Origin of the sequence: uncultured Parolsenella sp., assembly GCF_958346945.1 — a bacterium.
GTDB lineage: Bacteria > Actinomycetota > Coriobacteriia > Coriobacteriales > Atopobiaceae > Parolsenella.
The window spans coordinates 43,827-67,828 of sequence record NZ_CATVTL010000002.1; the positions used below are offsets into that span (position 1 = coordinate 43,827).

27 protein-coding genes are annotated in these 24,002 nt (G+C 67.7%); 24 read left to right on the top strand and 3 right to left on the bottom strand.

All coding sequences use genetic code 11. From position 1 onward, the window contains the following. Window positions 1–6 precede the first annotated feature (6 nt). The 10 genes from Q3866_RS01845 to rsfS all read left to right on the top strand — a co-directional run bounded on the left by Q3866_RS01845 (window position 7) and on the right by rsfS (window position 8,635). The gene (locus Q3866_RS01845) at window positions 7–1,224 is read left to right on the top strand and encodes an FtsW/RodA/SpoVE family cell cycle protein (RefSeq protein ID WP_301829156.1); all 1,218 of its coding nucleotides are present in this window, start codon (window positions 7–9) and stop codon (window positions 1,222–1,224) included. A gap of 14 nt (window positions 1,225–1,238) precedes the next feature. Continuing rightward, complete coding sequence (locus tag Q3866_RS01850; protein WP_301829159.1) at window positions 1,239–2,075, top strand: hypothetical protein; 837 nt, start codon at window positions 1,239–1,241, stop codon at window positions 2,073–2,075. 84 nt (window positions 2,076–2,159) lie between these two features. After that, window positions 2,160–2,516 carry a 50S ribosomal protein L21 gene (rplU, locus tag Q3866_RS01855; RefSeq protein WP_293672983.1) on the top strand — a complete coding sequence of 119 codons (357 nt, stop codon included), beginning with the start codon at window positions 2,160–2,162 and terminating at the stop codon, window positions 2,514–2,516. Between the two features lie 39 nt (window positions 2,517–2,555). Then, entirely contained in the window at window positions 2,556–2,813 is a 258-nt protein-coding gene (gene rpmA, locus Q3866_RS01860; protein WP_301829161.1) for a 50S ribosomal protein L27, read from the top strand. Window positions 2,814–2,906: 93 nt separating this feature from the next. Then, entirely contained in the window at window positions 2,907–4,415 is a 1,509-nt protein-coding gene (gene obgE, locus Q3866_RS01865) for a GTPase ObgE (RefSeq protein ID WP_301829164.1), read from the top strand. Next, a complete protein-coding gene (gene proB / locus Q3866_RS01870; RefSeq protein WP_301829166.1) occupies window positions 4,412–5,521 on the top strand; it encodes a glutamate 5-kinase in 1,110 nt (369 codons plus the stop codon). The genes obgE and proB overlap by 4 nt, the downstream gene beginning before the upstream one ends. Window positions 5,522–5,562: 41 nt before the next feature. Next, window positions 5,563–6,834 carry a glutamate-5-semialdehyde dehydrogenase gene (locus Q3866_RS01875; RefSeq protein ID WP_301829167.1) on the top strand — a complete coding sequence of 424 codons (1,272 nt, stop codon included), beginning with the start codon at window positions 5,563–5,565 and terminating at the stop codon, window positions 6,832–6,834. Continuing rightward, a complete protein-coding gene (nadD, locus tag Q3866_RS01880; protein ID WP_301829169.1) occupies window positions 6,835–7,584 on the top strand; it encodes a nicotinate-nucleotide adenylyltransferase in 750 nt (249 codons plus the stop codon). Window positions 7,585–7,588: 4 nt separating this feature from the next. Continuing rightward, entirely contained in the window at window positions 7,589–8,272 is a 684-nt protein-coding gene (gene yqeK, locus Q3866_RS01885) for a bis(5'-nucleosyl)-tetraphosphatase (symmetrical) YqeK (RefSeq protein ID WP_301829171.1), read from the top strand. 6 nt (window positions 8,273–8,278) lie between these two features. Next, window positions 8,279–8,635, top strand: coding sequence for a ribosome silencing factor (gene rsfS, locus Q3866_RS01890; protein WP_293672976.1), 357 nt, complete (start codon window positions 8,279–8,281; stop codon window positions 8,633–8,635). Window positions 8,636–8,655: 20 nt separating this feature from the next. Here the strand turns inward: rsfS and dinB are convergent, their stop codons facing one another. The 3 genes from dinB to Q3866_RS01905 are packed head-to-tail and all read right to left on the bottom strand — an operon-like array spanning window position 8,656 to window position 11,865. Continuing rightward, entirely contained in the window at window positions 8,656–9,912 is a 1,257-nt protein-coding gene (gene dinB, locus Q3866_RS01895; protein ID WP_301829174.1) for a DNA polymerase IV, read from the bottom strand. Between the two features lie 19 nt (window positions 9,913–9,931). After that, complete coding sequence (locus tag Q3866_RS01900; RefSeq protein WP_301829175.1) at window positions 9,932–11,155, bottom strand: cell wall metabolism sensor histidine kinase WalK; 1,224 nt, start codon at window positions 11,153–11,155, stop codon at window positions 9,932–9,934. A gap of 35 nt (window positions 11,156–11,190) precedes the next feature. Next, entirely contained in the window at window positions 11,191–11,865 is a 675-nt protein-coding gene (locus Q3866_RS01905; RefSeq protein WP_301829176.1) for a response regulator transcription factor, read from the bottom strand. Between the two features lie 268 nt (window positions 11,866–12,133). Here Q3866_RS01905 and rpsP point away from each other — a divergent pair, with 268 nt between their 5' ends. From rpsP to Q3866_RS01975, 14 genes are all read left to right on the top strand, one after another. Further along, the gene (gene rpsP / locus Q3866_RS01910; protein ID WP_301829178.1) at window positions 12,134–12,463 is read left to right on the top strand and encodes a 30S ribosomal protein S16; all 330 of its coding nucleotides are present in this window, start codon (window positions 12,134–12,136) and stop codon (window positions 12,461–12,463) included. 3 nt (window positions 12,464–12,466) lie between these two features. Beyond that, window positions 12,467–12,760, top strand: a complete 294-nt coding sequence (locus tag Q3866_RS01915; protein WP_293672971.1) for a KH domain-containing protein — start codon at window positions 12,467–12,469, stop codon at window positions 12,758–12,760. 33 nt (window positions 12,761–12,793) lie between these two features. Then, window positions 12,794–13,306, top strand: a complete 513-nt coding sequence (locus Q3866_RS01920) for a ribosome maturation factor RimM (protein ID WP_293826172.1) — start codon at window positions 12,794–12,796, stop codon at window positions 13,304–13,306. Between the two features lies 1 nt (window position 13,307). Continuing rightward, window positions 13,308–14,066, top strand: a complete 759-nt coding sequence (gene trmD / locus Q3866_RS01925) for a tRNA (guanosine(37)-N1)-methyltransferase TrmD (protein ID WP_301829180.1) — start codon at window positions 13,308–13,310, stop codon at window positions 14,064–14,066. Then, window positions 14,067–14,636, top strand: a complete 570-nt coding sequence (lepB, locus tag Q3866_RS01930; protein ID WP_301829181.1) for a signal peptidase I — start codon at window positions 14,067–14,069, stop codon at window positions 14,634–14,636. 64 nt (window positions 14,637–14,700) lie between these two features. Then, window positions 14,701–15,624, top strand: coding sequence for a glycine--tRNA ligase subunit alpha (locus Q3866_RS01935; protein WP_301829183.1), 924 nt, complete (start codon window positions 14,701–14,703; stop codon window positions 15,622–15,624). Further along, entirely contained in the window at window positions 15,625–17,718 is a 2,094-nt protein-coding gene (gene glyS, locus Q3866_RS01940; protein ID WP_301829185.1) for a glycine--tRNA ligase subunit beta, read from the top strand. Window positions 17,719–17,775: 57 nt separating this feature from the next. Further along, complete coding sequence (locus tag Q3866_RS01945) at window positions 17,776–18,612, top strand: kinase/pyrophosphorylase (RefSeq protein ID WP_293672965.1); 837 nt, start codon at window positions 17,776–17,778, stop codon at window positions 18,610–18,612. A 24-nt stretch (window positions 18,613–18,636) separates the two neighbouring features. Further along, entirely contained in the window at window positions 18,637–19,671 is a 1,035-nt protein-coding gene (locus Q3866_RS01950) for a deoxyguanosinetriphosphate triphosphohydrolase (protein WP_301829186.1), read from the top strand. 132 nt (window positions 19,672–19,803) lie between these two features. After that, window positions 19,804–20,145 carry a 50S ribosomal protein L19 gene (rplS, locus tag Q3866_RS01955; RefSeq protein ID WP_293672963.1) on the top strand — a complete coding sequence of 114 codons (342 nt, stop codon included), beginning with the start codon at window positions 19,804–19,806 and terminating at the stop codon, window positions 20,143–20,145. A 73-nt stretch (window positions 20,146–20,218) separates the two neighbouring features. Further along, window positions 20,219–21,007 (top strand): ribonuclease HII, encoded by a 789-nt coding sequence (locus tag Q3866_RS01960; protein WP_301829187.1) that lies wholly within the window; start codon window positions 20,219–20,221, stop codon window positions 21,005–21,007. Window positions 21,008–21,102: 95 nt separating this feature from the next. Further along, window positions 21,103–21,519 (top strand): YraN family protein, encoded by a 417-nt coding sequence (locus Q3866_RS01965; protein ID WP_301829188.1) that lies wholly within the window; start codon window positions 21,103–21,105, stop codon window positions 21,517–21,519. Next, window positions 21,519–23,036 (top strand): YifB family Mg chelatase-like AAA ATPase, encoded by a 1,518-nt coding sequence (locus Q3866_RS01970; protein ID WP_301829189.1) that lies wholly within the window; start codon window positions 21,519–21,521, stop codon window positions 23,034–23,036. The genes Q3866_RS01965 and Q3866_RS01970 overlap by 1 nt, the downstream gene beginning before the upstream one ends. After that, window positions 23,023–23,994 carry a DNA-processing protein DprA gene (locus Q3866_RS01975; protein WP_301829192.1) on the top strand — a complete coding sequence of 324 codons (972 nt, stop codon included), beginning with the start codon at window positions 23,023–23,025 and terminating at the stop codon, window positions 23,992–23,994. Before Q3866_RS01970 ends, Q3866_RS01975 begins: the two co-directional genes overlap by 14 nt. The last annotated feature ends 8 nt before the right edge of the window (window positions 23,995–24,002 follow it).

Below are 24,002 nucleotides of genomic sequence, written 5' to 3' on the forward strand. Positions count from 1 at the left end.
GGCGACATGGCGCAGAACTCGGCAGGTGGCGTTGGCTTTGGCAGCGTGGTCTCGTCGCTCTTTGGCGGCGACGCCGGCAAGCGCCCGAGGCACGCGAGCGTGAGGGTCTCCGGCAGGGGAGGCTGGGTCTCGGACATCTACTGGGCCAACCTCATCCCGGCCCTTCTGCTCATCGCCTACGGCCTCGTCGTGGTGTGGAGCGCGTCGCTCTCCAACGCCAACGCTTCCATCACGAGGCAGGCGGTGGGAGCCGTGCTGGGACTTGCCGTGGCTGGCGTCATCTGGCACTGGGACTACCGCTCTCTCTCCAACATGTCAACGTGGCTGCTCGTCATCGACGTGCTGCTCATGGTGTCTCCGCGCATACCGGGGCTTGCGAGCGCGGCCAACGGCATGACGGGCTGGGTCAAGCTTGGCCCCCTGCGCTTCCAGCCCTCGGAGATTGGCAAGCTCGTCACGATCTTCCTCATGGCGTCACTGTGCGCCCAGTACAACGGCCGCATCAAGGAGCTGCGCGACTACGTCAAGCTCTGCGCTACGCTGCTTGTGCCCTTCGCGGCCATCATGCTGCAGCCAGACCTCGGCACTGGCCTCATCCTTCTCGTCACGGGCGCGGCTATCATCATCTGCGCGGGCGCGCGCAGGGACTGGGTGCTCATTACCATCGCGATGCTCATCGTGGGGTGCGCCCTCATCGTCTACTTCTCAATCAACTACCAGTTCCCGCTCAAGCAGTACCAGCTCAACCGTCTTCTGGTCTTTGCCGACTCAAGCCTCGAGAACACCAGCGCGGGCTACAACCTGCAGCAGGCAAAGATCGCGGTGGGCTCCGGCGGTCTCTTTGGCAAGGGCATAGGTGCCGCCACCCAGTCTGCCGGCGGCTTTCTGCCCGAGAACCACACCGACTTCATCTTCGCCCGCCTTGCCGAGGAGTTTGGCTTTGCGGGCGCGATGCTGCTCTTTGCCCTCTACGCCTGGCTCATCTTCTCCGCCCTGCGCCTTGCCATGAAGATCGAGGCCCCCTTTGCCAAGCTCGTGCTCGCCGGCGTCGTGGCCATGTGGAGCTACCAGCTGCTGCAGAACGTCGGCATGTGCATCGGTATCATGCCCATCACGGGCATCCCCCTGCCGTTCATCTCCTACGGCGCCACCTCGATGGTCGTGCAGATCGCGAGCGTTGGCATCGTCCAGTCCGTCTACGCCCACCGCACCAAGTCCGCCTAGGGAAAGGGGTGGCCATGGCATCCGTGAGAGATATCCCCTTCGATGCCGCGCGCCAGGTCGTCGATGGCGTGCGCGCCTCCTCGGTCGCGCGCCGCTCGTGCGTCCGCATTGCCATAGAGGTCGAGAAGGGCGCGCCCACGGCGCTCGTGCGCGCCGTCAAGGAGGCGTTCGTGCCCCAGACGGCCACCGGCCTCGTCCACGTCGCCGCGTTTGCCGCCGGCACGCAGGTGCGCGTCAACCCCGACTGCGACCTCGCCATCGTCCTGGCCGGCACCACCGGAGCCGCGACCGCGGCCGCCCGCGCCTTCGCCAGCGCGGCCGTGCCCTGCGCCATCGTGGTCGAGACGAGCGTCGAGGTCCCGGTGCGCGAGCAGCCGGCCGGCGTCGAGGTCGTCGCCGCGGCAGACGACGCGGTGCTGCTCGACAAGCTGGCCGCGTGGATGGCGGGCACCTGCCACGCAGACGTGGCGCTGGGCACCAACTTCCCCTTTGCGCGCCGTGCCATCGCTGAGCGGTGCGCGTCCGAGCGCTCCACCAAGAACGCCGTCATAGGGCTGCTTCCGTTTGGCTCCTCGGCAGACCTGCCCGTCATGGCCGCCAACGAGGCGCTCATGGCCATCGACATCGCCGGCGTCTATGGCCAGGGCGCCGGAGTTGCCCGCTTTGCCGAGGTTGCCTGCGTCGTTGGGGCTGCCTTTGCCTCCCGCGAGGCGGCCCGCAGGCTCTCCCGCTCGTTTCCCGGGCTTGGAGCTGCTGTGAAGGCCGGCATCGCCTATGGGGCCACCTTGGCGATGGGGCGCGCCCTGGTGCTAAGATTCGAAATGCCGAATGCATGGAAACATCGCAATTAGCGGGGTTTTCTCCGTTGACGAACCACAACCGCTAGCGTAATATTTCCAGCTGTTGCACTTACCACAGCAATGAAGGGTTCACACATGTACGCAATCATCACGACTGGTGGCAAGCAGTACAAGGTTGCCAAGGGCGACGTCTTCGACGTCGAGAAGCTCGACGTGCAGCCTGGCGACGAGGTCAAGCTCGACGTTCTGATGCTCAACGACGGCAAGCAGGTTGTTGTCGACGCTGACACGCTTGCCAAGAAGAAGGTCACCTGCAAGGTCGTCGACCAGCACAAGGGTGAGAAGCAGATCGTCTTCAAGTTCCAGAAGCGCAAGCGCCACTCTGTCAAGAAGGGCCACCGTCAGAACCTCACGCGCCTCGAGGTTTCCGGCATGCCCCGCATCACCTCTACGGCCAAGAAGGCCGCCACGACCGAGGCTGCCGCCGAGTAGGCACCTCACCCAGAGCAGATAGATAGGCAGGTACCAGATATGGCACACAAGAAGGGTCAGGCTAGCTCCCGTAACGGTCGTGACTCCGCGGCTCAGCGCCTCGGCACGAAGGTTTTCGGCGGCCAGTCCATCAAGACCGGTCAGATCATCGTTCGTCAGCGCGGCACGCACATCATGCCGGGCGAGAACGTGGGCCGCGGCAAGGACGACACCCTGTTTGCCCTGTGCGACGGCACGGTTGAGTTCGTGAAGGGCGCCAAGCACCGCGTGCACGTGCGTCCGGCGCAGGAGGCTTAAGGGCTTCCGCGCACCCTTTTGGGTATTGTCAGGACCCTCGGCCCATCCGCTGGCCGGGGGTCCTTTTGCGTACGCTCGAGAAGGATAACCATCATGTCTCAGTTCACTGACATCTCTCGAATCAACGTCAAGGGCGGCGACGGCGGTGCGGGATGCACGTCGTTCCGCCGCGAGGCCTTCGTGCCCAAGGGAGGCCCCGACGGCGGCGACGGCGGGCGCGGTGGCAATGTCGTTCTCGAGTGCGACCCGCAGCTCTCCTCGCTTATCGACTACCGCTTCAAGCACCACTTCCGCGCCGAGCGCGGCACGCACGGCCAGGGCGCGCGCAAGCACGGCCGAGACGGCGAGGACCTCGTGCTCAAGGTGCCCTGCGGCACCGTCGTCTCCGAGCTTGACCCCGAGACCATGGAGCCCCTCTACCAGATCGCCGACCTCACGCACCCCGGCGAGCGCGTCATCGTGGGCCCCGGCGGCACGGGCGGCAAGGGCAACATCCACTTCGTGACCTCGGTGCGCCGCGCCCCAGCCTTCTCCGAGAAGGGCGAACCGGCCTTCGAGCACTGGATCGAGCTCGAGATGAAGCTCATGGCAGACGCGGCCCTCGTGGGCATGCCGAGCGTGGGCAAGTCCTCGCTCATCGCCCGCATGAGCGCCGCGCGGCCCAAGATCGCCGACTACCCGTTCACCACGCTCGTGCCCAACCTGGGCGTTGTGCGCGCCGGGCACGCCGGCTCCTTCGTCGCCGCCGATGTCCCCGGTCTCATCGAGGGGGCGAGCGAGGGCAAGGGCCTCGGCCACGAGTTCCTGCGTCACATCGAGCGAACCGCCCTCATCATGCACGTGGTCGACCTCACGGGCGGCTACGAGGGCCGCAACGCCGTCGAGGACTACGACACCATCAATCATGAGCTCGCGGCCTATGCGCCCGAGCTTGCCGAGCGCCCGCAGGTGGTCGTCGCCAACAAGTGCGACATGCCGGGCACGAGCGAGGCCCTCGAGGCCCTGCGCCAGCGAGCCGCAGCCGACGGCCACGCGTTCTTTGCCGTCTCGGCCGTGACGGGCGCCGGCGTCGAGTCTCTTGAGGCTGCCTGTGCCGAGATGGTCTCGAAGCTTCGCGCCGAGCGCGAGCTCGACGAGGAGCCCCTGCGCAACGAGGAGTGGGAGCAGCGCCGCGTGCGCCGCGACGCCCGCATCCAGATCGCCAACCTCGGCGGTGGCGTCTGGCGCGTCTCGGGCAACGCCATCGAGCGCATGGTCATCAAGACCGACTGGGAGAACGAGGAGGCCGTGGCCTACCTCCAGCACCGCTTCGACCGCATGGGCCTCGACAAGATGCTCGCCAAGGCCGGCTGTGTCACGGGTGACACCGTGCGCATCCTGGGCTACGACCTCGACTACAAGGGCGAGGACGAGGACGACATGTATGCCGAGCTCACCGAAGACGAGCCCATCCTCACCGTGGGCGAGCTCTTCGACGAGTTCGAGGACGAAGCCACCGGCGGTGCCGAGGCTCCCGAGGACGCCTCGGACGCCGTGGACGCGAGCGACGCGTCAGGAGTCGAGGGCTGCGCTGTTGCCGAGACGGCCAGGGAGGACCAGTGAGCGGGCGCCTGATCGTCTTCAAGGTGGGCTCCTCGACCCTCGTGGACGAGACGGGCGAGCTCGACCTTGGCTTCGTGGCCTCGATGTGCTCGCAGATCGCCGAGCTCAGGCGCAGGGGAGACCGCGTCGTGCTCGTCTCGAGTGGTGCCGCCGCGGTGGGACGCTCGCTTCTGGGCTTTGACGCCCGCCCCAGCGACATCCCCACGTTGCAGGCCTGTGCCGCCGCCGGCCAGGCCAAGCTCATCGAGCGCTACGCGGAGGTCCTTGCAGACGACGGCCTGTCGTGCGCCCAGGTGCTGCTCACGCGCGGCGACGTCGTCGACCGCACGGGGTACCTCAACGCGCGCAACACCTTCGAGCGCCTGCTCGAGCTGGGCGTCGTGCCCATCGTGAACGAGAACGACACGGTGAGCGTGCGCGAGTTCTCCTTTGGCGACAACGACATGCTGGGTGCAATCGTGGCCTCGCTCATCGACGCCGACCTCTACGTCATCCTGTCGGACATCGACGGCCTTTACACCGCCAACCCCGACTCCGACCCCAGCGCCAGCCTCATCGAGCGCGTCGAGCGCGTCGACGCCCGCATCGCGCAGATGGCGGGCGGCACCGGCAGCAGCTATGGCACGGGCGGCATGGCCACCAAGGTGCGCGCCGGCCGTGCGATGATTGCCGCGGGCATCCCCATGGCGATCTGCCGTGGCAGGGCGCCCCGCGCGCTCGTCGACGCCGCCGACGGCCGTGGGCGCCACACCCTCTTCGAGGGCGATGGCACGGGCGGCCACGAGCAGGCCCGCAAGCTCTGGATTGGCCTCGCGGGCCTCTCCCGGGGCTCGGTCACGGTCGACGCCGGTGCGGCTCGCGCGCTCGAGCTCGAGGGAGCATCGCTGCTTCCCGTGGGCGTCACCGCGGTCGAGGGTGAGTTTGGCGAGGGGGACACCGTGAGCGTGCTCGCACCCGACGGCCACCTCGTGGGGCGCGGCATCACGCGCTATTCCTCCGAGGACCTCTGGCGCGTCCATGGTCTCAGACTCGACGTCATCGCGCGCTTCCTGCCCGATCGCGCCGACTGCCCGGTTGTTCACAGGGACGAAATGCTTGTCTTCTAGCTTTGTTGTTCGTTTCGCACCTTTTTGACGAGGAGGTCTGCATGGGAGAGGCAAGGGACAAGGCGGGCGCTGCCAAGCGTGCCTCCGTGGAGCTCGCGCAGGCGTCTGCCGCAACGCGCACGGACGCCATCCGCGCGGCGGCGGCCGCGGTCGACGCCGACAGGGCGGCCATCCTGGCCGCCAACGCCCGAGACATGGAGCGCGGGCGCGAGAGCGGCATGCCTGGGCCCCTGCTCGACCGCCTCATGCTCGACGACGCCCGCATCGACGGCGTCGTCTCCGGCATGCTCGAGGTCGCGGGGCAGGCAGACCCCATCGGCGAGGTCGTCGGCGGCCGCACACTCGCGAGCGGCATTCGCCTCACGCAGGTCCGCGTGCCGCTCGGCGTCATCGCCATAGTCTACGAGGCACGCCCCAACGTCACCGCCGACGCCATCTGCCTCGCCCTGCGCTCCGGCAACGCCGTCGTGCTGCGCGGAGGGTCGGCCGCCCGAGAGTCGTGCCTGGCCATCTGCGAGGCCTGCCGCGAGGGCATCGCCTCGGTGGGCCTTCCGGCGGACTGCGTCACGCTGCTCGTGAGCGAGGGCCACGACGAGACCGTGGAGCTCATGCACGCCAACGGCCTGGTCGACGTGCTCATCCCGCGCGGCGGCCACTCGCTCATCCGTACCTGCGTCGAGCAGGCCACGGTGCCCGTCATCCAGACGGGCGAGGGCAACTGCCACGTCTACGTGCACGCCAAGGCCAACCTCGACATGGCGCTCGCGATCATCGAAAACGCCAAGACCCAGCGTCCCGGCGTCTGCAACGCCATCGAGACGGTCCTCGTCGACGCCGTCGTGGCAGACGAGTTCCTTCCGTGCCTCGTCGCGGCCTGCCGCGACTGGCACGTCCTGCTCCATGGCGACGAGGCCACCTGTGCCTTCGCCCGCGATGCCGGCCTGACCGATCGCGAGCAGTTCCTGGGCGCCACCGAGGCCGACTGGGCCACCGAGTACGATGCCCTCGAGCTCGCCGTTCGCGTCGTCGACGGGGTGGACGAGGCTATCGACCACATCAACCGCTTTGGCACGCAGCACTCCGAGTGCATCGTGACCGACGACGTCGCCGCCTCCGAGGCCTTCCTTGCCCGCGTCGACGCGGCAGCGGTCTACGTCAACGCCTCGACGCGCTTCACTGACGGCGGCATGTTTGGCCTTGGCGCCGAGATTGGCATCTCCACCCAGAAGCTGCACGCCCGCGGCCCCATGGGGGCGAGCGCCCTCACGACCACCAAGTGCCTGCTGCGCGGAGAGGGGCAGGTGCGCGCGTAGATGAGTAGCGTCACCGACAGCGGCGTCATCATCGACGCGGCCGCAACCTCCGACCTGCCACTTCTTGGGCAGGACCCCTCGCGCACCTATCGCCTGGGCATCATGGGCGGCACCTTCGACCCCATCCACAACGGCCACCTCGTGGCGGCCGAGCAGGCCTGCCGCGACCTGGGGCTCGACGTGGTCGTGTTCGTGCCCGCGGGCTCTCCCGCCTTCAAGCAGGACCGTCGCGTCTCGACACCCGAGGACCGTCACGCCATGACGTTGCTCGCCACGGCCGACAACCCGCGCTTCCTCGTGAGCCGCATGGAGGTCGACCGCCCCGGCATAACCTACACGGTCGACACGCTCGAGCTTCTGCGCGCGCACTACCCCGCAAACGTCGAGCTCTACTTCATCACGGGCGCAGACGCCATCATCGACATCATCACCTGGAGAAACGCCGCCCGCATCGCCGAGCTCGCGCACCTCGTGGGCGCCACGCGCCCCGGCTACGACCTTGCGCGCGCCCGCGCGAGCATCGCCGCCTCGGGCATCGACTTCACGGTGAGCTACCTCGAGGTTCCCGCGCTTGCCATCTCGTCGAGCGACTTGCGCCGCCGCGTGGGGGAGGGCCAGTCGATCCGCTACCTTACGTCCGACTCGGTCATTGGCTACATCGAGAAGCGCGGCCTCTATGGGGCCGCCGAGCCCGCCTACACGGCGCCCGACGCCCTGGGCCTCATGGGCGGCTTCAACAGGGAGGACTAGTACGTTGCAAGACAAGACCCTCGCAAAGACCTGGCCCAATGGCGCCCCCGCGTGGTTGGGCGGCATCGAGCCCTCCTACACCAAGGACCAGCTCAAGGCTATCTGTGCCTACGAGGCGGCGGCTGCCGAGCAGCTCGCGCCCAAGCCTAAGCGCCTGGCCCACTCGCTCTCGGTGGGGCTCACGGCCGAGCGCATGGCGATCGCCTATGGCGTCGACCCCTACCTCGCCCGCGTGAGCGGCATCCTGCACGACTGGTCTAAGGTTCTTCCCAAAGAGCGATCCATCGAGCGCGCCCGCGAGCTCGGCATCGATTTGGGCGTCGACCTCTCCCTCGTGGAGCCGCTGCTCCACGGCATGATCGCCGCGCGCGAGTTGCCCGCGCGCTTCGGCGAGCTGCCCGGCTGTGTGTGGCAGGCAATCGACCGACACACGCTCGGAAATGCCCAGATGAGCCCGCTCGATATGGTGGTCTTCGTGGCAGACGGCATCGAGCCGCTGAGAAAGCCCGCCGACGCCATCAGGCGCCAGCGCAAGCTCGTGGGCAAGGCGACCCTCGACGACCTTTTCTGGACGTGCTTCTCCGACGGCATCTCCTACGTCATCGACACGAGGCGCTACCTCTATCCCGGCACCCTCTCCATCTACAACGAGCTCGTGCTCGCGCGCGGCGCGCGGGCCGGAAAGTGAGCAGACATGGTTCCCTCGACCGACATCGCACGTACCGCGGCCCTCGCTGCAGACGCCAAGAAGGCCTGTGACATCGTCGCGCTCGACGTCTCCTCCCTGAGCGACGTCACCGATGCCATCGTCGTGTGCACCGCGCCCAACGAGCGCCTCGCGAGCTCGGTCATCGACGAGGTGGAGGAGCGCGTGCGCCTCGACTGCGGCCTCACGCCGCTCTCCGTCACGGGTGTCCAAGCGGGCCCTTGGATGCTGCTCGACTACGGGTGCGTGGTCGTCCACGTGTTCTCGCCCGAGGGGCGCGACTTCTACCGCATCGAGCGGCTCTGGGGCGACGCCCCCGCGATCGACCTGCCGCTCGTTGACTAGCCCGGGTTGGACCCTACGGGCTAGTCGTCCTCCTTGTGCTGGGGCTGGGTGTTGGTTGTGGCCTGCTTCAGCCTGATGTCGCGGCCAAAAGCCACCGCGTCGGTGCCAAACCGCTCCTGCAGCGCGTCGGTCGTGCGGTGCAGGGCGCGCATCGACTCGCGTTTGCGCGCCTGGGCTGGGTCCTCGAACAGGTCGAGCTGGCGCGGCACCCCTTCCGAGAAGTCCGACACGCCCACGCCGATGAGGCGCACGGGCGTGCCCTCGCGCCAGAGCTGGTCCAAGAGCTTGCGCGCCAGGGCGCGGATTTCCTCCTCGTCGTTGCTTGGTTGGCTCAGGCGCGCCTGCGCCGTGCGCGAGGTGCAGGCGTCGGGCTTGAGCTTCACGGTGACGCACGAGCCCGCCATGTTCTTCCTGCGCAGGCGGCGTGCCACCATCGCGCACGTTGCGTCGAGCGCCGAGTGAATTGAGGGCCCGTCGTAGAGGTCCGTCGCAAAGGTGCGCTCGTTCGATACCGACTTCGCGGCCCGCGGGTTGGAGCGCTCGCCCACGGGGGAGGCGTCGGCTCCCATCGCGCGCACCCTGAGCTCGGGACCGGCGACGCCTAGCATGCGGCGTAGTTCCCCCTCGGGGGCCTTGGCGAGGGCCCCGAGGGTGCGTATGCCCATCTTGGCGAGCTGTGCCTCGGTGGCGGGACCGACGCCGCTCATGGCGCGTACGGGCAGGGGAGCGAGGAAACTCGCCTCGCTGCCGGGCAGCACGACCGTGAGGCCGCGCGGCTTGTCGCGCTCAGAGGCCACCTTGGCCACGCTCTTGCTCACGCCCAGGCCAATCGAGCAGCTCACGCCCAGCTCGCTCACGCGACCCTGGATGCGACGGCAGATGTCGACGGGGCTCTCGCGCGAGTAGCGGCCCGGCGTCACGTCGAAGAAGGCCTCGTCGATCGACACCTGCTCCACCAGGGGCGTCTCGTCCTCAATGATTCCCATGACCCGCGAGCTCACCTCGCGGTAGCGGTCAAAGCGGCCGTGCGTCCAGATGGCGTCGGGGCACAGGCGCGCCGCCTGGGCCGCGGGCATGGCCGAGTGCACGCCAAACGTGCGGGCCTCGTACGAGGCCGTCGAGACCACGCCCCTGCGGTCGGCGTCACCGCCCACGATGACGGGCTTGCCGCGCCACTCGGGGTGGTCGAGCTGCTCGACGCTCGCGAAGAAGGCGTCGAGGTCGAGAAGGCCGATGGCCTTGCCAGCCCACGCAACGTCGACGCGCGTCTCGCCCATGAGGCCCTCCCGCCCTTCGCTAGTCCCTCGCCTCGGGCAGGCGCACGGTGAACGTCGTGCCCGCCTCGGCGGTGCTTGTCACCTCGATCTTACCCGAGTGGCTCTCGGCGATGCCCTTGGCGATGGCAAGCCCCAGGCCGTAGCCGCCCGTCTCGCGCGTGCGGGCCTTGTCGGAGCGCCAGAAGCGGTCGAAGACGTGGGGGAGGTCCTCGGCGGGTATGGGGTCTCCGCCATTCGTTACGGCGAGCTCGGCCATGCCCGCCCTGCGGGAGAGGCTCACGGTGACGGAGGAGCCCTTCGGCGCGTACTTGCAGGCGTTCTCAATCAGGGTCTTCACGAGGCGCGACAGCTGGCTCGCATCGCCCATGACGCACAGGCCGGGGTCGATCGAGCTCTCGATGCTCGTGCCCCGCTCGAAGGCCACGGCGTCGAACTCGAGCGTCTCGCGCTCGACGGTGTCGGACAGGTCGATGCGCACGTTGTCACGCTTGGAGCCGGCGGCGTCCTCGGTGAGGGCGAGCTCGAGCATCTCTTCGACGAGCCCGCGCATGTGCTCGGCCTCTTCATGGGCGCTCTCGACCCAGCGCAGCGCGCCCTCGCCCAGCCCGTCATCCTTGCGCAGCAAGATCTCGGTGTCCGCGAGGATCACGGCAAGGGGCGTCTTGAGCTCGTGCGAGGCGTCGGCCACGAACTGGTGCTGCTGGTCCCAGGCAAGCTGCACGGGGCGCACCGCCCAGCACGCGAGCGCCTCGGCCAGTCCAAAAGTCACGGCCATGCCGATCGCCGCGAGAAGGGCGGACTTCATGAGCTGCGAGGTCTTTTCCTCGTCGATGCTCGTGGTGTCTGCGATGACCACCCTGAAGCCCCCGAGCGTCGAGGCGCGCCTCCACGAGAGGTGCGAGCCCTCGAGCCGCCCATCTCCCTGGTCGCTCGAGACGACCTCGCCCATCACGGTCGCGAGGTCGCCGGTGTCTATGCTGAGCTCGGGCTCGTTGGAGCCCAGCTTGACGCCGTCGTAGGACAGCTCGATCCACAGGATGGGCAGGTGGCGCATGCCCATGCCTGCGTCCTTGTCGCCATCGCCCCCAGAGCGCTGCTCCAAGGCCATGTCGAGCGAGCGGCTCACGATGGCGTCGAGCGACGCCTGCGAGTTTGCGTAGCTGATACCCACCATGGCGATGACGAGCGTGCCCACGAAGGCCATGACGACGGCGACGAACCTTCTCCTGAGCCTTCTGAGCACCTGAACCCCGCATTCTCGCCTCACGAGCGCAGCGACTACTCCATCACCTCAAGACGATAGCCCAGCATGCGCAGGGTGGTAATCTCGACCTTACTCTTAAGGTGGCGGATCTTCTTGCGCAGGAAGCTCACATAGGCCTCGACCGAGTTCTCGGAGGCGTCGGCGTCGGTGCCCCACACGCGGGTGAGGAGGTCCTGCTTGGAGACGATGCGGTTCGTGCCCTTCATGAGCATCTGCAGTACGTCGAACTCGCGCCTGGACAGGTGCACGCTCTGCTCGCCGCAGGCCAGGTCGTGGCTCGACAGGTCGAGCGTGAGGTCGCCGAAGGTCAGCGTGTCGATGACCATCTCGCCCTTGCGGCGGGTGAGGGCGCGCACGCGGGCGAGCAGCTCGGGCGCCTCGAAGGGCTTGGTCATGTAGTCGTCGGCGCCGCAGTCGAGGCCCTCGACCTTGTCGGCGGTCGAAGTCTTGGCGGTGAGCATCATCACGGGGAGCTCGCTGCCGGCGCGCCTCAGCTCGCGGACTATCTCGAAGCCGTCCATGCCGGGGAGCATCACGTCGAGAATTGCGGCGTCGTACATGCAGCTCTCCGCATAGGCCAGGCCCGCCTTGCCGTCGTAGACGGCCTCGGCGTTGTAGCCCTCGTCCTCAAGGATGCGGCAGATGGCGTCGGCGAGGTTGCGCTCGTCCTCAACAACAAGAATGTTCACGGTGAGCTCCTTCGTTTGGTTTGCCACATTGTGTTACGAGTCGCTGAAGCACGTCTGAAGGTTCCTGAAAGTGTGGGGAGTTCCCACGGTTTCACCACGAGCGCCCCTCCCTATGGCAAAATCAGGTGCGAGAACGGCTCTCTTTTCCGCAAAAGACATGATTTCGCTACACACCGCGCGGGCAATGTCGTAGAATCGAGAGCTGCTTGTATGGTTTTGCGGCGCCACGCCATCTCTTGCTCGCGTCGCACGAATGGAGGAGTTTTCATTGGCAGTCAAGATTCGCCTGGCCCGTCACGGTGCCAAGAAGCGCCCGTACTATCGCGTCGTCGTCGCCGATGGCCGTTCGCCGCGCGACGGTCGTCACATTGACGAGGTCGGTCGTTACAACCCGCTGACCAACCCCAAGACCATCTCCCTCGATCTCGAGAAGATCGACGAGTGGATTGCCAACGGCGCCCAGCCCACTGACTCCGTGGCTCACCTCATCGACATCGTTCGCTCCGGCGCCCCCGCGCCCGAGAAGAAGGTCAAGAAGTCCAAGAAGCAGCTCGCCAAGGACGCCGCTGCCGCCGAGGCTGCCGAGCAGGCCGAGTAGCGCATGGACTCCGATACCCAGCTTTCCTCGGCGCCCCAGGACGCCGAGGAGCTGCCGAGCGACCGCATCGCCGACCTCGTCGAGCTCATTGTCTGTGGGCTCGTCGACGACGAGGATGCCGTCTCACTTGACGTGACCGACCGCGAGGACGGCACGCTCATCGAGATTGAGTGCGCTGCAGACGATGCCGGCAAGGTCATCGGCAGGCACGGTCGCCAGATCAAGGCCATTCGCACGATTGCCCGCGCCCTCGGGCAGCGCGTCGGCTCCTCAGTCGACGTCGAGGTGCTTGGCTAGATCGTGGCAGCCGGATATAGGCTCATAGCCCGTGTGGTCAAAGCCCACGGGACAAAGGGGGAGGTCGTTGCGGTTCCCGCAGGCGGCCTTCCCCCTGTTTTGTCGACGGGTCTTCGCGTCGCGATCGTTCCGCCCGCGCTCAAGGGCACGCGCTGGCACACGGTCACCGACGTGAGCGACAGCCCGTCCGGTCAGCTCGTGGCCCTTTCGGGCGTGGGCGACCTGGGTGCGGCCCGAGACATCGCCGGCAAGTCGATCCTCGTTGCCGAGGAAGACCTCCCCGAGGGCCTCGAGCTCCATGACCCCCAGCGCCTGTGCGGCCTTGAGGTCGCAGACGAGCGCCTGGGCCTTCTCGGCACCATCGCCGAGGTCATGGTGGGGCCCGCAAACGACGTGTGGGTCGTCCAGGGCGACAAGGGCGAGACCCTCGTCCCGGTGGTCGAGGAGATGCTCCTCGGCATGGACGAGGACGAGGTAATTCACGTGTCGATCCCGGTGGGCCTCGCCCCCTGGGACGACGGAAGCGACGCCGCGGGGGAGGACTAGCATGCTCGTCGAGACGCTCTCGGTCTTCCCCGGTGTCTTCGATGCCTATCTGGGCGCCTCCATCATGGGGCGCGCCCAGGCAAAGGGCATCCTTGAGTTTCGCGCCCACGACTTGCGCGACTGGACGCACGACCGTCACCGCACGGTCGACGACGCCCCGTTTGGCGGCGGCCAGGGCATGCTCATGAAGCCCGCGCCCATCTTCGAGGCCGTGGCAGACATTAAGGCGGCAGACCCGCGCCCCGCTCGTGTGATCTTCTTCACGCCGGTGGGCACTCCCTTCACCCAGTCAGTGGCCCAGAGGCTCTCCGGCGAGGAGCGCCTCGTCTTCGTGTGCGGCCGCTACGAGGGCATGGACGAGCGCGTCTACGAGCTCGCCGACGAGTGTCTGAGCCTGGGGGACTACGTGCTCACGGGCGGCGAGCTGCCGGCCTTGGTCGTCACCGACGCCGTGGTGAGGCTGCTTCCCGGCGCCCTGGGAGACGAGATGAGCCCCTTCGACGAGTCCTTCTCGGCGGGCCTCCTCGAGTACGCGCAGTACACGCGTCCCGCCAACTACGAGGGGCGCCCCGTGCCCGACGTGCTGCTCTCCGGCGACCACGCAGCGGTCGACGCCTGGCGCCGCAGGAACGCCATCGAGCGCACGGCGCGCCTGCGCCCCGACCTGCTCGACGACGCCGACCTCACGACCGACGAGCGCGCCTTCGCCCGCCAGGTCATGGCAGGCGGGTTCGATGAGGCAGCCGAAGGTGAGGCATAGGTGGCGCGCGCAGAACACGGTAAGCACAGCATGCTGATGGACGCGCTCGAGGTCATCTGCCTGGGCGCGATCGCCCTCGTGGTGGCACTGCTCGTACGCGCCTTCGTGGCCGAGCCGTTCATCATCCCCTCGGCCTCGATGAGCGACACGCTCAAGGTGGGCGACCGCCTTGTGGGCGAGAAGATCACGTACCGCACGAACGAACCGGTCGTGGGCGACATCGTGACCTTCACGGACCCCGAGCGCGCGGACGTCACCCTCATCAAGCGCGTCATCGCCGTGGGCGGCCAGACGGTCGACCTTCACGACGGCGTCGTCTACGTCGACGGCGTGGCACTTGACGAGCCCTACACCGACGGCAAGCCCAGCTACGAGTTGCCCACCCACTCGTCTCTTCTGGCCGATGGGGTACAGTACCCATTTACGGTGCCCGAGGGCTACCTGTGGGTCATGGGCGACAACCGCACCAACTCGCAGGACTCGCGCTACTTCGGAGCCATCCCCGTCTCGAGCGTGACCTCGAAGGCGCTCTTCGTCTTCTGGCCGCTCGAGGACGTCGGCTCCATCTAGGCACCTTGGCACCAATTTGCATTGCACGCAGGGGTTTCGCCCCTTGGAAGGAAGGTAGGAGAGCATGAAGGAAAACGCCCTCACGTTCCAAGACATGATTCTTGCCCTCGAGCACTACTGGGCATCCCATGGCTGCACCGTCATGCAGCCGTATGACTCCGAGGTTGGCGCCGGCACGTTCCACACCGCCACGCTCCTTCGCTCGCTTGGCCCCAAGCCCTGGCGCACCTGCTACCCGCAGCCCTGCCGCCGCCCGGCCGACGGCCGCTATGGCGAGAACCCCAACCGCCTGCAGCACTACTACCAGTTCCAGGTCCTCATCAAGCCGAGCCCCGAGAACTCCCAGGAGCTCTACCTGGGCTCGCTTGCCGCCATCGGACTCGATCCCGCCGAGCACGACGTACGCTTCGTCGAGGACGACTGGGAGAGCCCCACACTGGGCGCCTGGGGCCTTGGCTGGGAGGTCTGGCTCGACGGCATGGAGGTCACGCAGTTCACCTACTTCCAGCAGGTGGGCGGCATCGAGGTCGACCCGGTGCCCGTCGAGATTACCTACGGACTCGAGCGCATCGCCATGTACGCGCAGGGCGTCACGAGCGTCTATGACCTCGTGTGGAGCTACCTGCCCGACGGCACGCCCATGACCTATGGCGACGTCTTCCTCGAGAACGAGCGCGAGTTCTCCGCCTACAACTTCGAGGTAGCCAACGTTGAGATGATGCGCCAGAAGTTCGACGACTACGAGGCCGAGTGCCACTCCTGCCTCGAGCGCAACCTACCGCTGCCCGCCTACGACTGCGTCATGAAGTGCAGCCACGCGTTCAACCTGCTCGACTCGCGCGGAGCCCTCTCCGCCACCGAGCGCGCCCACTACATCCTGCGCGTCCGCACGGTCGCCAAGGCCGCCTGCGAGAGCTACCTCGCAAACGTTGCCGGTGATGCCGACGCCAACGCCAACGCCAACGACAAGAAGGGGGAGGTGGCCTAGATGGCTTCTGCCAAGGACTTCCTGTTCGAGATCGGCACCGAGGAGATGCCCTCAGCGCCGCTCAACAACGCCGTCTCTCAGCTCGGCAAGCTCGTCGAGGCCGGCCTCAAGGACGCTGGCCTCGCCCACGGCCCCGTCGAGGTCATCAGCTCGCCGAGGCGCCTTGCCGTCCTCGTGAGCGACGTCGCGACCGCCACCGAGGAGGTCAACGACGTCAAGCGCGGCCCCGCCGCCAACATCGCCTTCGACGCCGACGGCAACCCCACCAAGGCCGCCCAGGGCTTTGCCCGCAAGTGCGGCGTCGATGCCGCCTCGCTCGTGCGCCGTGTTGACACCGACGGCCGCGAGTACGTCTTCGCCGAGCAGCACATCCCCTCGACCGACGCCATGCCGCTGCTCTCGAGCCTGTGCGAGTCGATCATCGGCAACCTCCAGTGGCCCAACTACCGCAGCCAGCGCTGGGGCTCCGAGCACGCCACCTTCGTGCGCCCCGTGCGCTGGATCTGCTGCCTGCTCGGCTCCGACGTCGTGCCGGTGACCTACGCTGACGTCACGAGCGGCAACACCACCCGCGGCCATCGCGTGCTGGGTGCCGGCGAGCACATCGTCGACGAGCCCGCCCACTATCTGCAGGTCCTCGAGGCCGCCTACGTGCTCGACGCCAAGCGCCGCGAGCAGGTCATCCGCGAGGGCATCGCTAAGGTCGAGGCCGAGCTGGGTGTCAGCGTCGACACCCCCAAGAAGGTCTTCGACGAGGTCGTGAACCTCTGCGAGTGGCCCACGGTGCTCATCGGCCACTTCGACGAGGAGTTCCTCGCCGTGCCTCACGAGATCATCTGCGAGTCGATGCTCTCCAACCAGCGCTACTTCCCGACCTACGACAAGGATGGCAAGCTCACGCGCGCCTTCGTCGTGGTCTCCAACGCCGACCCCGCCGCGAGCGCCACGGTCGTCGACGGCAACGAGCGCGTCGTTCGCGCCCGCCTCGACGACGCCAAGTTCTTCTACGAGGAGGACCTCAAGGTCTCGCTCGACACCTTCCGCGAGCGCCTCGTGAGCGTCGGCTTCCAGCAGAAGCTTGGCAACGTGCTGCAGAAGTCTGAGCGCATCGAGAGCCTGGCCCTCGCGATCACCCACGAGGCCCGCATCGGCGCCAAGCTCGCCGCCGCCTCGGCGCGTGCCGCGCACCTCTGCAAGACCGATCTCGTCTCGAGCGCCGTCGTCGAGTTCACCAACCAGCAGGGCGTCATGGGCGGCTACTACGCCCTGGCCGCCGGCGAGGGAGAGGACGTGGCCGAGGGCATCCGCGACCACTACCGCCCGCGCTTTGCCGGAGACGAGCTGCCCGAGGGCACCTGCGGCTGCGTCGTGGCCGTCGCCGACAAGCTCGACACGATCGCTGGCATGTTCGCCATCGGCGAGCCTCCCACCGGCTCCAAGGACCCCTACGCGCTGCGCCGCGCCGCCATCGGCGTCGTGACGATTCTGCGCGACCGCCTGCACGTTGGCTACGAGTCGCTCGTGGCAGAGGCCCTGAGCTCGCTTGCCGACCAGGGCATCGAGTTCGACGCTGAGAAGGTCGCCGCAGACGTCAACGCCTTCATCCTCGGCCGCATGCAGCAGATGGCCCGCGAGGACGGCATCTCGGCCGACACCGTGGCCGCCGTGAGCGCCGGCTCCGTGACCGCCCCCGACGACTTCTTTGCCCTGGCCCACGCTCTCGAGGACGCGCGCGCCAATGACCCCGAGACGTTCGAGAACCTCGCGATCGCCTATGCCCGCGCCGCCCATCTCGCCGACGCGACGCTCGGCTGCGAGCTCGACGACGCGCTCATGGGCGACGCCGAGCGCACGCTCGCCCGCGCTGTCGAGGCTGCCCGCGGCGACATCGCGAGCTCGCTCGAGGACAAGGACCTCGCGGCCGTCATCGCGGCGCTGGCCGCCCTGCGCGAGCCTATCGACGCCTTCTTCGCCGACGTCATGGTCATGGACGAAGACGAGGCCCTGCGCGTGAACCGCCTGCGCCTGCTCAACAACCTCGTGGAGGTCTTCTCGGGCGTCGCCAACATCGGCGAGCTTGCCCGCAAGAAGTAGCCGCAGGTCGGCTACGATGTCTGCAAGGGACTTGGATTCTCGCGTCTGGAGGTTCTCATGAAGGTTACGTTCGATCAGCTGGGCGACGGCGCGCGCGAGGACGCAGCGCTCGTCTACGTCGTCTCCGACTCGCTGGGCGACTCCGCCCACAACGTCGTGCTCTCCGCCGCCGCCCAGTTCAGCGACGGCGCCGTGCGCGTCGTGCGCCTCTCCCAGATCGAGAGCGCCGAGGAGGTCGCGGCCTACTTCGACGAGCACGAGGAGGACTTCGTCTCCACGGCCGTGTTCCACTCGATCGTCGACCCCACGCTGCGCAAGAAGGTTCGTAGCGACCTCAACAACCGCGGCATCCTGTCGGTCGATATCCTCGGCCCGGTCGTGCAGCTGCTCGCCGGCCTCACGGGCGAGCGCCCCAAGAACCAGGCGCGCGCCCACCACATGGTCGACTCGCGCTACATGCGCCGCGTGAGCTCGATGGAGTTCTTCGCGGATCACGACGACGGCAAGAACCCGCAGGACCTGCCCGGCGCAGACGTCGTGCTCGTGGGCCTCTCCGGCTCCGCCAAGACGCCGCTTGCCATGTACCTGTCGTTCCTCGGCTATAAGGTCGCGAGCGTCTCGCTCGACCCGGGCTGCGAGGTTCCCGAGCAGCTTGCCCAGGTCGACAAGGGCCGCCTCTTCGCCCTCGAGAACAAGACGCGCGCCCTGTCGAACGTGACGATGCTCGCGGGCGACGCCGGCGCCACGTCCGTCGAGATGCTCGCCCAGGCCGAGGACGCCATCGACCACGCCTCCAAGGTCATCGACGAGCTGGGCTGCACCAGGCTCTCGACCGACGAGAAGACGGTCGAGGAGCTTTCGGCCGACGTCATCGCCCAGATCGAGCAGGCCTAGCCCATGGGCGCCTCGCTGCCCATCATGAGAAGGACAGACGTCGAGCGGCGGGAGCACGAGTTGCTCTCGCCGCTCGCGGCGTTTTCCGACGCCTCCTCGGGCCGTCTCGTTCCCGAGGAGCCCGACGAGCTACGCACCTGCTACCAGCGCGACCGCGACCGCATCGTGCACTGCAAGGCCTTCAGGCGCCTCTCGCACAAGACGCAGGTGTTTCTCGCCCCCGAGGGGGACCACTACCGCACCCGCCTCACGCACACGCTCGAAGTGTCGCAGATCGCCCGCAGCGTCGCGCGGCCGCTGCGCCTGAACGAGGACCTCACCGAGGCCATCGCCCTCGGGCATGACCTGGGCCACACGCCCTTTGGCCACACGGGCGAGGGCGCCCTCTCCCGGGCCATCGCCCGCTGGCGCGGCATCGACCCGGCCTCGGAAGAGGGCAGACGGCTCTTTCGACACAACGAGCAGAGCGCCCGCGTCGTCGACCTGCTCGAGAAGGGCGGCCGCGGCCTCAACCTGTCGCGCGAGGTGGTCGACGGAATCGTCTGCCACACGGGCACCCAGCGAGCCGCCACGCTCGAGGGCCGCATCGTGGCCGTCGCCGACCGCGTGGCCTACGTGACCCACGACATCCAGGATGCCGAGCGCGCGGGCATCATCTGCGAGGACGACCTGCCGCGCGTCGTGGTCGAGCGCCTGGGTGCGTCGTCTGCTGACCGCATCGCCACGATGGCGTCCGACCTCGTCTCGACCAGCTCCGAGCGCGGCGACATCGCGATGAGTGAGCCCATCTGGGAGGCCATGATGGACTTGCGCTCCTGGCTCTTCCACAACGTCTACACCCAAAGCGACGCCAAGGTCGAGGAGCCCAAGGCAAACCAGCTGGTCGAGAGTCTGTTCATGCACTACATGGGACATCTCGACGAGGTGCCGGGGGAGTATCGCGTCCACGACTGCGACGCCCCCGAGGTCCAGGTGGCAGACTACATATCGGGCATGACCGACCGCTACGCCATCCGTGACTACGAGCGCCTGTATTTGCCGCGCGCGTGGAGACGCTGAGGTGGAGGAGGGCATTTTGCCTTCTCGTTGCGCCGACCGGGTTGCTTAGGTATACTTCTCGCTTGTGTGTAAACCCCACGTACCGCTGATGCGTCAGACGGTACCTCTGGGCAAGAGAGACAAGGAAAGAACATGGACTACATTCGCGCCATCGAGCGTCAGCAGATTCGCGAGGACATCCCCACGGTCATCCCTGGCGATCACGTCAAGGTTCACTACCGCATCAAGGAGGGTGACCGCGAGCGCATCCAGGTGTTCGAGGGCGACGTCATCCGCATGAGCGGTGGCTCCTCCCGTGAGACCTTCACCGTCCGCAAGATCTCCTTCGGTGTTGGCGTCGAGCGCACCTTCCCGCTTCACTCGCCCAAGATCGGCAAGCTCGAGGTTGTCCGTCACGGTGACGTGCACCGCGCCAAGCTGTTCTACATCCGCGAGCGCGTGGGCAAGGCTGCTCGCATTCGCGAGAAGCGCTAGTCGCAGATCTTTGCATTGTCTGGGAGCCGTCCTGCTCGCGCGGGGCGGCTCCCTTTTGTATCGAGGAGATCGCATGCCCAACCGTCCCCATCCCGCAACCGCCGCAGAGATTGCGGCAACGCTTGCCGAGGCACTGCCCGAGGAGCTTGACGCCCTGCTCGCGCGCTACGCGGATGACCCGCGAGCGCAGGTGCGCCGCGCCTGCGCGAGTGCCGTGAGGCGTGCCCAGAAGCAGCAGGCCGAGCGCGAGCGCGTCGAGGGCATGTACTCGCTCATGCGCGAGCTGGGCGGCGAGGGCATCGTCCTGGGCCTCGATGAGGTGGGGCGTGGCTCGGTCGCGGGCCCCGTCACGGTGTGTGCCGTGGCCCTGCCCGACGACCCCAAGGTATGGGGCGTCAACGACTCCAAGCAGCTCACCCCGCGCCGCCGCGAGGAGCTGGCGGCAAAGATCCGCGAGGTGGCTACGGCGATTGGCATCTGCCACATTCCGCCCGCGCGCATCGACGAGGCGGGCATGGCACGCGCGCTGCGCGAGGCCATGCTCGGCGCCATTGCGGACGCCGCGGTCGAGCCCGACTGCGTGCTCATCGACGGCAACCCGCTACACATACACCCCAAGGAGAAGACACTCGTCAAGGGCGACGCCCGCGTCGCCTGCATCGCCGCTGCGAGCATCGTCGCGAAGGTGACTCGTGATGAACTTATGGTGGAACTCGGCGATCAGTACCCGGGCTACCACCTCGCCGAGTCCAAGGGCTACGCATCGCCCGAGCATATCGCCGCAATTCGCGAGAGGGGCCTCACGCCCATCCATCGCGCGAGCTTCTGCCAAAACTTTCTTTCGACGGCGCGCCTCTTCTAGCTGCGGTGCCAGTTTTGTGTTAGACCGCTCACGGGTTTGTGTTAGACCCGTCTGCCACCCTCTTCGGCAAGGTCACCTGGTCGAGAGGAGCTGGCATGAACGCATGCGAGATGGGCGACAGGCCCATAGGGGAGCTGACTCCCCATGAGGTCGGGGCGATTGGCGAGCAGATTGCCGCCACGTTCGTCGAGAGGACCCTCGGGTTTAAAGTCATCGAGAGAAACTGGCATAGCGCCTACGGGGAGGCTGACGTCATCGCCACCGATGACTCGACGCTCTACTTCGTGGAGGTCAAGACGCGGGTCTGGTCGGGCGAGCGCGAGCTCATCTACCCCGAGATAGCGGTGGACGAGGCAAAGCTCAAGCGCTACGAGAACATCATTGCCGCCTACCTGCAGCGCTACGTCAATCCCCCGCGCGCGCAGTTCGACGTTGCGGCCGTCGTCATCGACCGGCCGCACCATGCCGCGCTCCACTACAAGCCAAACGTCTCGCTGCGAGATGAGCTGTAATGGGCTGCCAGGCAATACATGCGGCGACCCTGCGCGGGGTCGAGGCGACCCACGTGACGGTAGAGGTAGCGCTCTCCTCGGGCCTTCCCAGCATCACGATCGTGGGCATGCCGTCCACGGCGGTCCTCGAGTCGCGCAACCGCATTCGCTGCGCCATCGCGCAGTGCGGCTTCGAGGTTCCTCGCATGGGCGTCACGGTCAACCTCGCGCCCAGCGACGTCAAGAAGGCGGGCACGGGCCTCGACCTTCCCATGGCCATCGCCATCCTCGCGGCCAGCGGCCAGATTCCCACGACGGGCCTCGACGGCTGCCTCTTCGTGGGCGAGCTTGGGCTAGGAGGTGCGGTGAGCGAGGTGCGCGGGGCCATCGCCTACGCCCTGCTCGCACGCGACCTTGGGCTCTCGCTCGCGGGCGCCACACGGCTCGTGCGCGGCGCCGGTGGCGCCGGCGCCCTTCGCGAGCCCCTCGCCATCGACAACATCTCGTGGCTCAAGCGCGGAGTGGCATCTCTCTCTGGTGTCGGGGCCATAGGCCCCGAGCCTTCCGGCGCTGCCTCGGCTGGCCTCGACTTTGCCGACGTTGTCGACCAGGAGACGGCCAAGCGCGCCCTCGTGATCGCCGCCTGCGGCGGACACGGCGCCCTCATGTGCGGTCCTCCCGGCTCGGGCAAGACCATGCTCGCGAAGCGCATGCCTACGATTCTGCCGCCCCTGAGCGAGGCGGAGGTGCTCGAGGCCATGCTCGTCCATTCGGTCTGCGGCCTTCCCATCGATGACATCCGCGCCGGAAGGCGGCCCTTTCGCGCGCCGCATCACTCGGTGACGCGCGCGGGCCTCGTGGGCGGCGGCTCCCCGATCACGCCCGGCGAGGCTTCGCTCGCGCACCGAGGCGTGCTCTTCCTCGACGAGCTTCCCGAGTTCTCGCCCTCGGTGCTGCAGGCACTGCGCCAGCCCATGGAGGATGGCGAGATTCGCCTCGTCCGCGCCGACGGCGTCTGCACCTTTCCCTCGGTGTTCCAGCTCATCGCCGCGGCGAACCCCTGCCCCTGCGGGCATGCGGGCGACCGCGGGCACGTCTGCCGCTGCACGCCGGCGCAGATCGCGCGCTACCAGTCGCGCGTGGGAGGCGCGCTCATGGACCGCATCGACGTCTTCGTTGACGTCGCGCGCCCGGCCGCCGCGAGCGTCATCAAAGGTGGCGTGGGGCTGAGCTCCCAGGCCATGGCACACCAGGTGAGCGTTGGCCGCGACTTTGGCTCGTGGAGGCAGGCGCGCGGCAGCAACGGCATGCCGGGCTCAGTCGAGAGCTGCGACCTCTCGCCCAAGGCCCAGTCGCTGCTCGAGCTCATGGCTGAGCGCCTGAGCCTGGGTGGTAGGGCCATCGCACGCACAGCCCGCGTCGCGCGTACCATCGCGGACCTCGCCGAGCGAGAGCGCGTCGATACGGACGACGTCGCGGAGGCGTGTGCATTCAGAAGCCGCTATGCGTTGGGAGATGAGAGCAGTGGGGGAGCATGAGAGGGCTGGCGTCGCGCTCGGTGCCGGAAGCTATGCATGCACGGTGGCCGGGCTCGAGCGGTGGGAGCTTTGCCGAGGCGACCCCGGCTACCCGCCAGCCCTTCTCGACCTCGAAGGGGAGACGCCGGTGCTGCGCGGCTACGGGGACCCTACGGTGCTGCTCGAGGACTGCGTCTCCGTCATCGGCGCGCGCAGGGCAAACCCCTATGGGATCACCTGCGCGCGCATGGCGGGCAGGGTGGCCGCCGAGTGCGGGGTGGTCGTCGTGTCGGGCGGCGCCGTTGGCTGCGACCAGACCGCCGGCACCGCCGCGCTCGATGCGGGCGGAAAGACGGTCGTCATACCGGGCTGCGGGGCAGACGTCGTATACCCCGCCTCGAGCGAGGAGCTCTACTGTCGCGCTGTGCGCGAGGGAGGGTGCGTCCTGTCGATAGAGCGCTGGGGCACGCGCCCCGCCCGCTACACCTTCGTGCGGAGAAACCGCGTCATCGCCGCCCTTTCGGCCTCACTCATCGTATGCGAGGCGGGGCGCCCCTCGGGCACCTTCAGCACGGCCACGACGGCGGCGGAGCTGGGACGGCGCGTGTATGCGGTGCCGGGCTCGATCTTCTCGGCAAACTCGCAGGGCACCAACTGGCTCATCGAGAACGGCGCCTCCATCGTCACCGACGAGGCGGCGCTCGAGAGCCTCATCGCGCTCGACTACGGGAGGCTCCGCCTCGCGAGCGACGTTCGCAGCGAGTCGCGCGGCGAACTGCTCGACGCGCTCGTCGCGAGCCCCATGACGGTCGACGAGATAGCGCTCTTCCTTAGGGTCGAGCTGCCCCAGGCGCTGGTGCTGCTTGCCGAGCAGGAGGCGCTGGGACTTGTGTGCCGTCTGCCAGATGCGCGATTCGCACCCACCCAGCAGGCCCTGCTGGGGCAAAATGAAACACTAGGAAAACAAGCGCGAAGATAACAGACATG

Coding starts and splice junctions, on each gene's coding strand:
- Q3866_RS01915 (WP_293672971.1), top strand. CDS start 12,467: ATGGACTCCGATACCCAGCTTTCCTCGGCGCCCCAGGACGCCGAGGAG.
- Q3866_RS01965 (WP_301829188.1), top strand. CDS start 21,103: ATGAACGCATGCGAGATGGGCGACAGGCCCATAGGGGAGCTGACTCCC.
- Q3866_RS01945 (WP_293672965.1), top strand. CDS start 17,776: ATGAAGGTTACGTTCGATCAGCTGGGCGACGGCGCGCGCGAGGACGCA.
- obgE (WP_301829164.1), top strand. CDS start 2,907: ATGTCTCAGTTCACTGACATCTCTCGAATCAACGTCAAGGGCGGCGAC.
- Q3866_RS01950 (WP_301829186.1), top strand. CDS start 18,637: ATGAGAAGGACAGACGTCGAGCGGCGGGAGCACGAGTTGCTCTCGCCG.
- rplU (WP_293672983.1), top strand. CDS start 2,160: ATGTACGCAATCATCACGACTGGTGGCAAGCAGTACAAGGTTGCCAAG.
- nadD (WP_301829169.1), top strand. CDS start 6,835: ATGAGTAGCGTCACCGACAGCGGCGTCATCATCGACGCGGCCGCAACC.
- Q3866_RS01875 (WP_301829167.1), top strand. CDS start 5,563: ATGGGAGAGGCAAGGGACAAGGCGGGCGCTGCCAAGCGTGCCTCCGTG.
- glyS (WP_301829185.1), top strand. CDS start 15,625: ATGGCTTCTGCCAAGGACTTCCTGTTCGAGATCGGCACCGAGGAGATG.
- Q3866_RS01845 (WP_301829156.1), top strand. CDS start 7: ATGGCGCAGAACTCGGCAGGTGGCGTTGGCTTTGGCAGCGTGGTCTCG.
- Q3866_RS01970 (WP_301829189.1), top strand. CDS start 21,519: ATGGGCTGCCAGGCAATACATGCGGCGACCCTGCGCGGGGTCGAGGCG.
- rplS (WP_293672963.1), top strand. CDS start 19,804: ATGGACTACATTCGCGCCATCGAGCGTCAGCAGATTCGCGAGGACATC.
- Q3866_RS01850 (WP_301829159.1), top strand. CDS start 1,239: ATGGCATCCGTGAGAGATATCCCCTTCGATGCCGCGCGCCAGGTCGTC.
- rsfS (WP_293672976.1), top strand. CDS start 8,279: ATGGTTCCCTCGACCGACATCGCACGTACCGCGGCCCTCGCTGCAGAC.
- rpmA (WP_301829161.1), top strand. CDS start 2,556: ATGGCACACAAGAAGGGTCAGGCTAGCTCCCGTAACGGTCGTGACTCC.
- dinB (WP_301829174.1), bottom strand. CDS start 9,912: ATGGGCGAGACGCGCGTCGACGTTGCGTGGGCTGGCAAGGCCATCGGC.
- trmD (WP_301829180.1), top strand. CDS start 13,308: ATGCTCGTCGAGACGCTCTCGGTCTTCCCCGGTGTCTTCGATGCCTAT.
- Q3866_RS01960 (WP_301829187.1), top strand. CDS start 20,219: ATGCCCAACCGTCCCCATCCCGCAACCGCCGCAGAGATTGCGGCAACG.
- Q3866_RS01935 (WP_301829183.1), top strand. CDS start 14,701: ATGAAGGAAAACGCCCTCACGTTCCAAGACATGATTCTTGCCCTCGAG.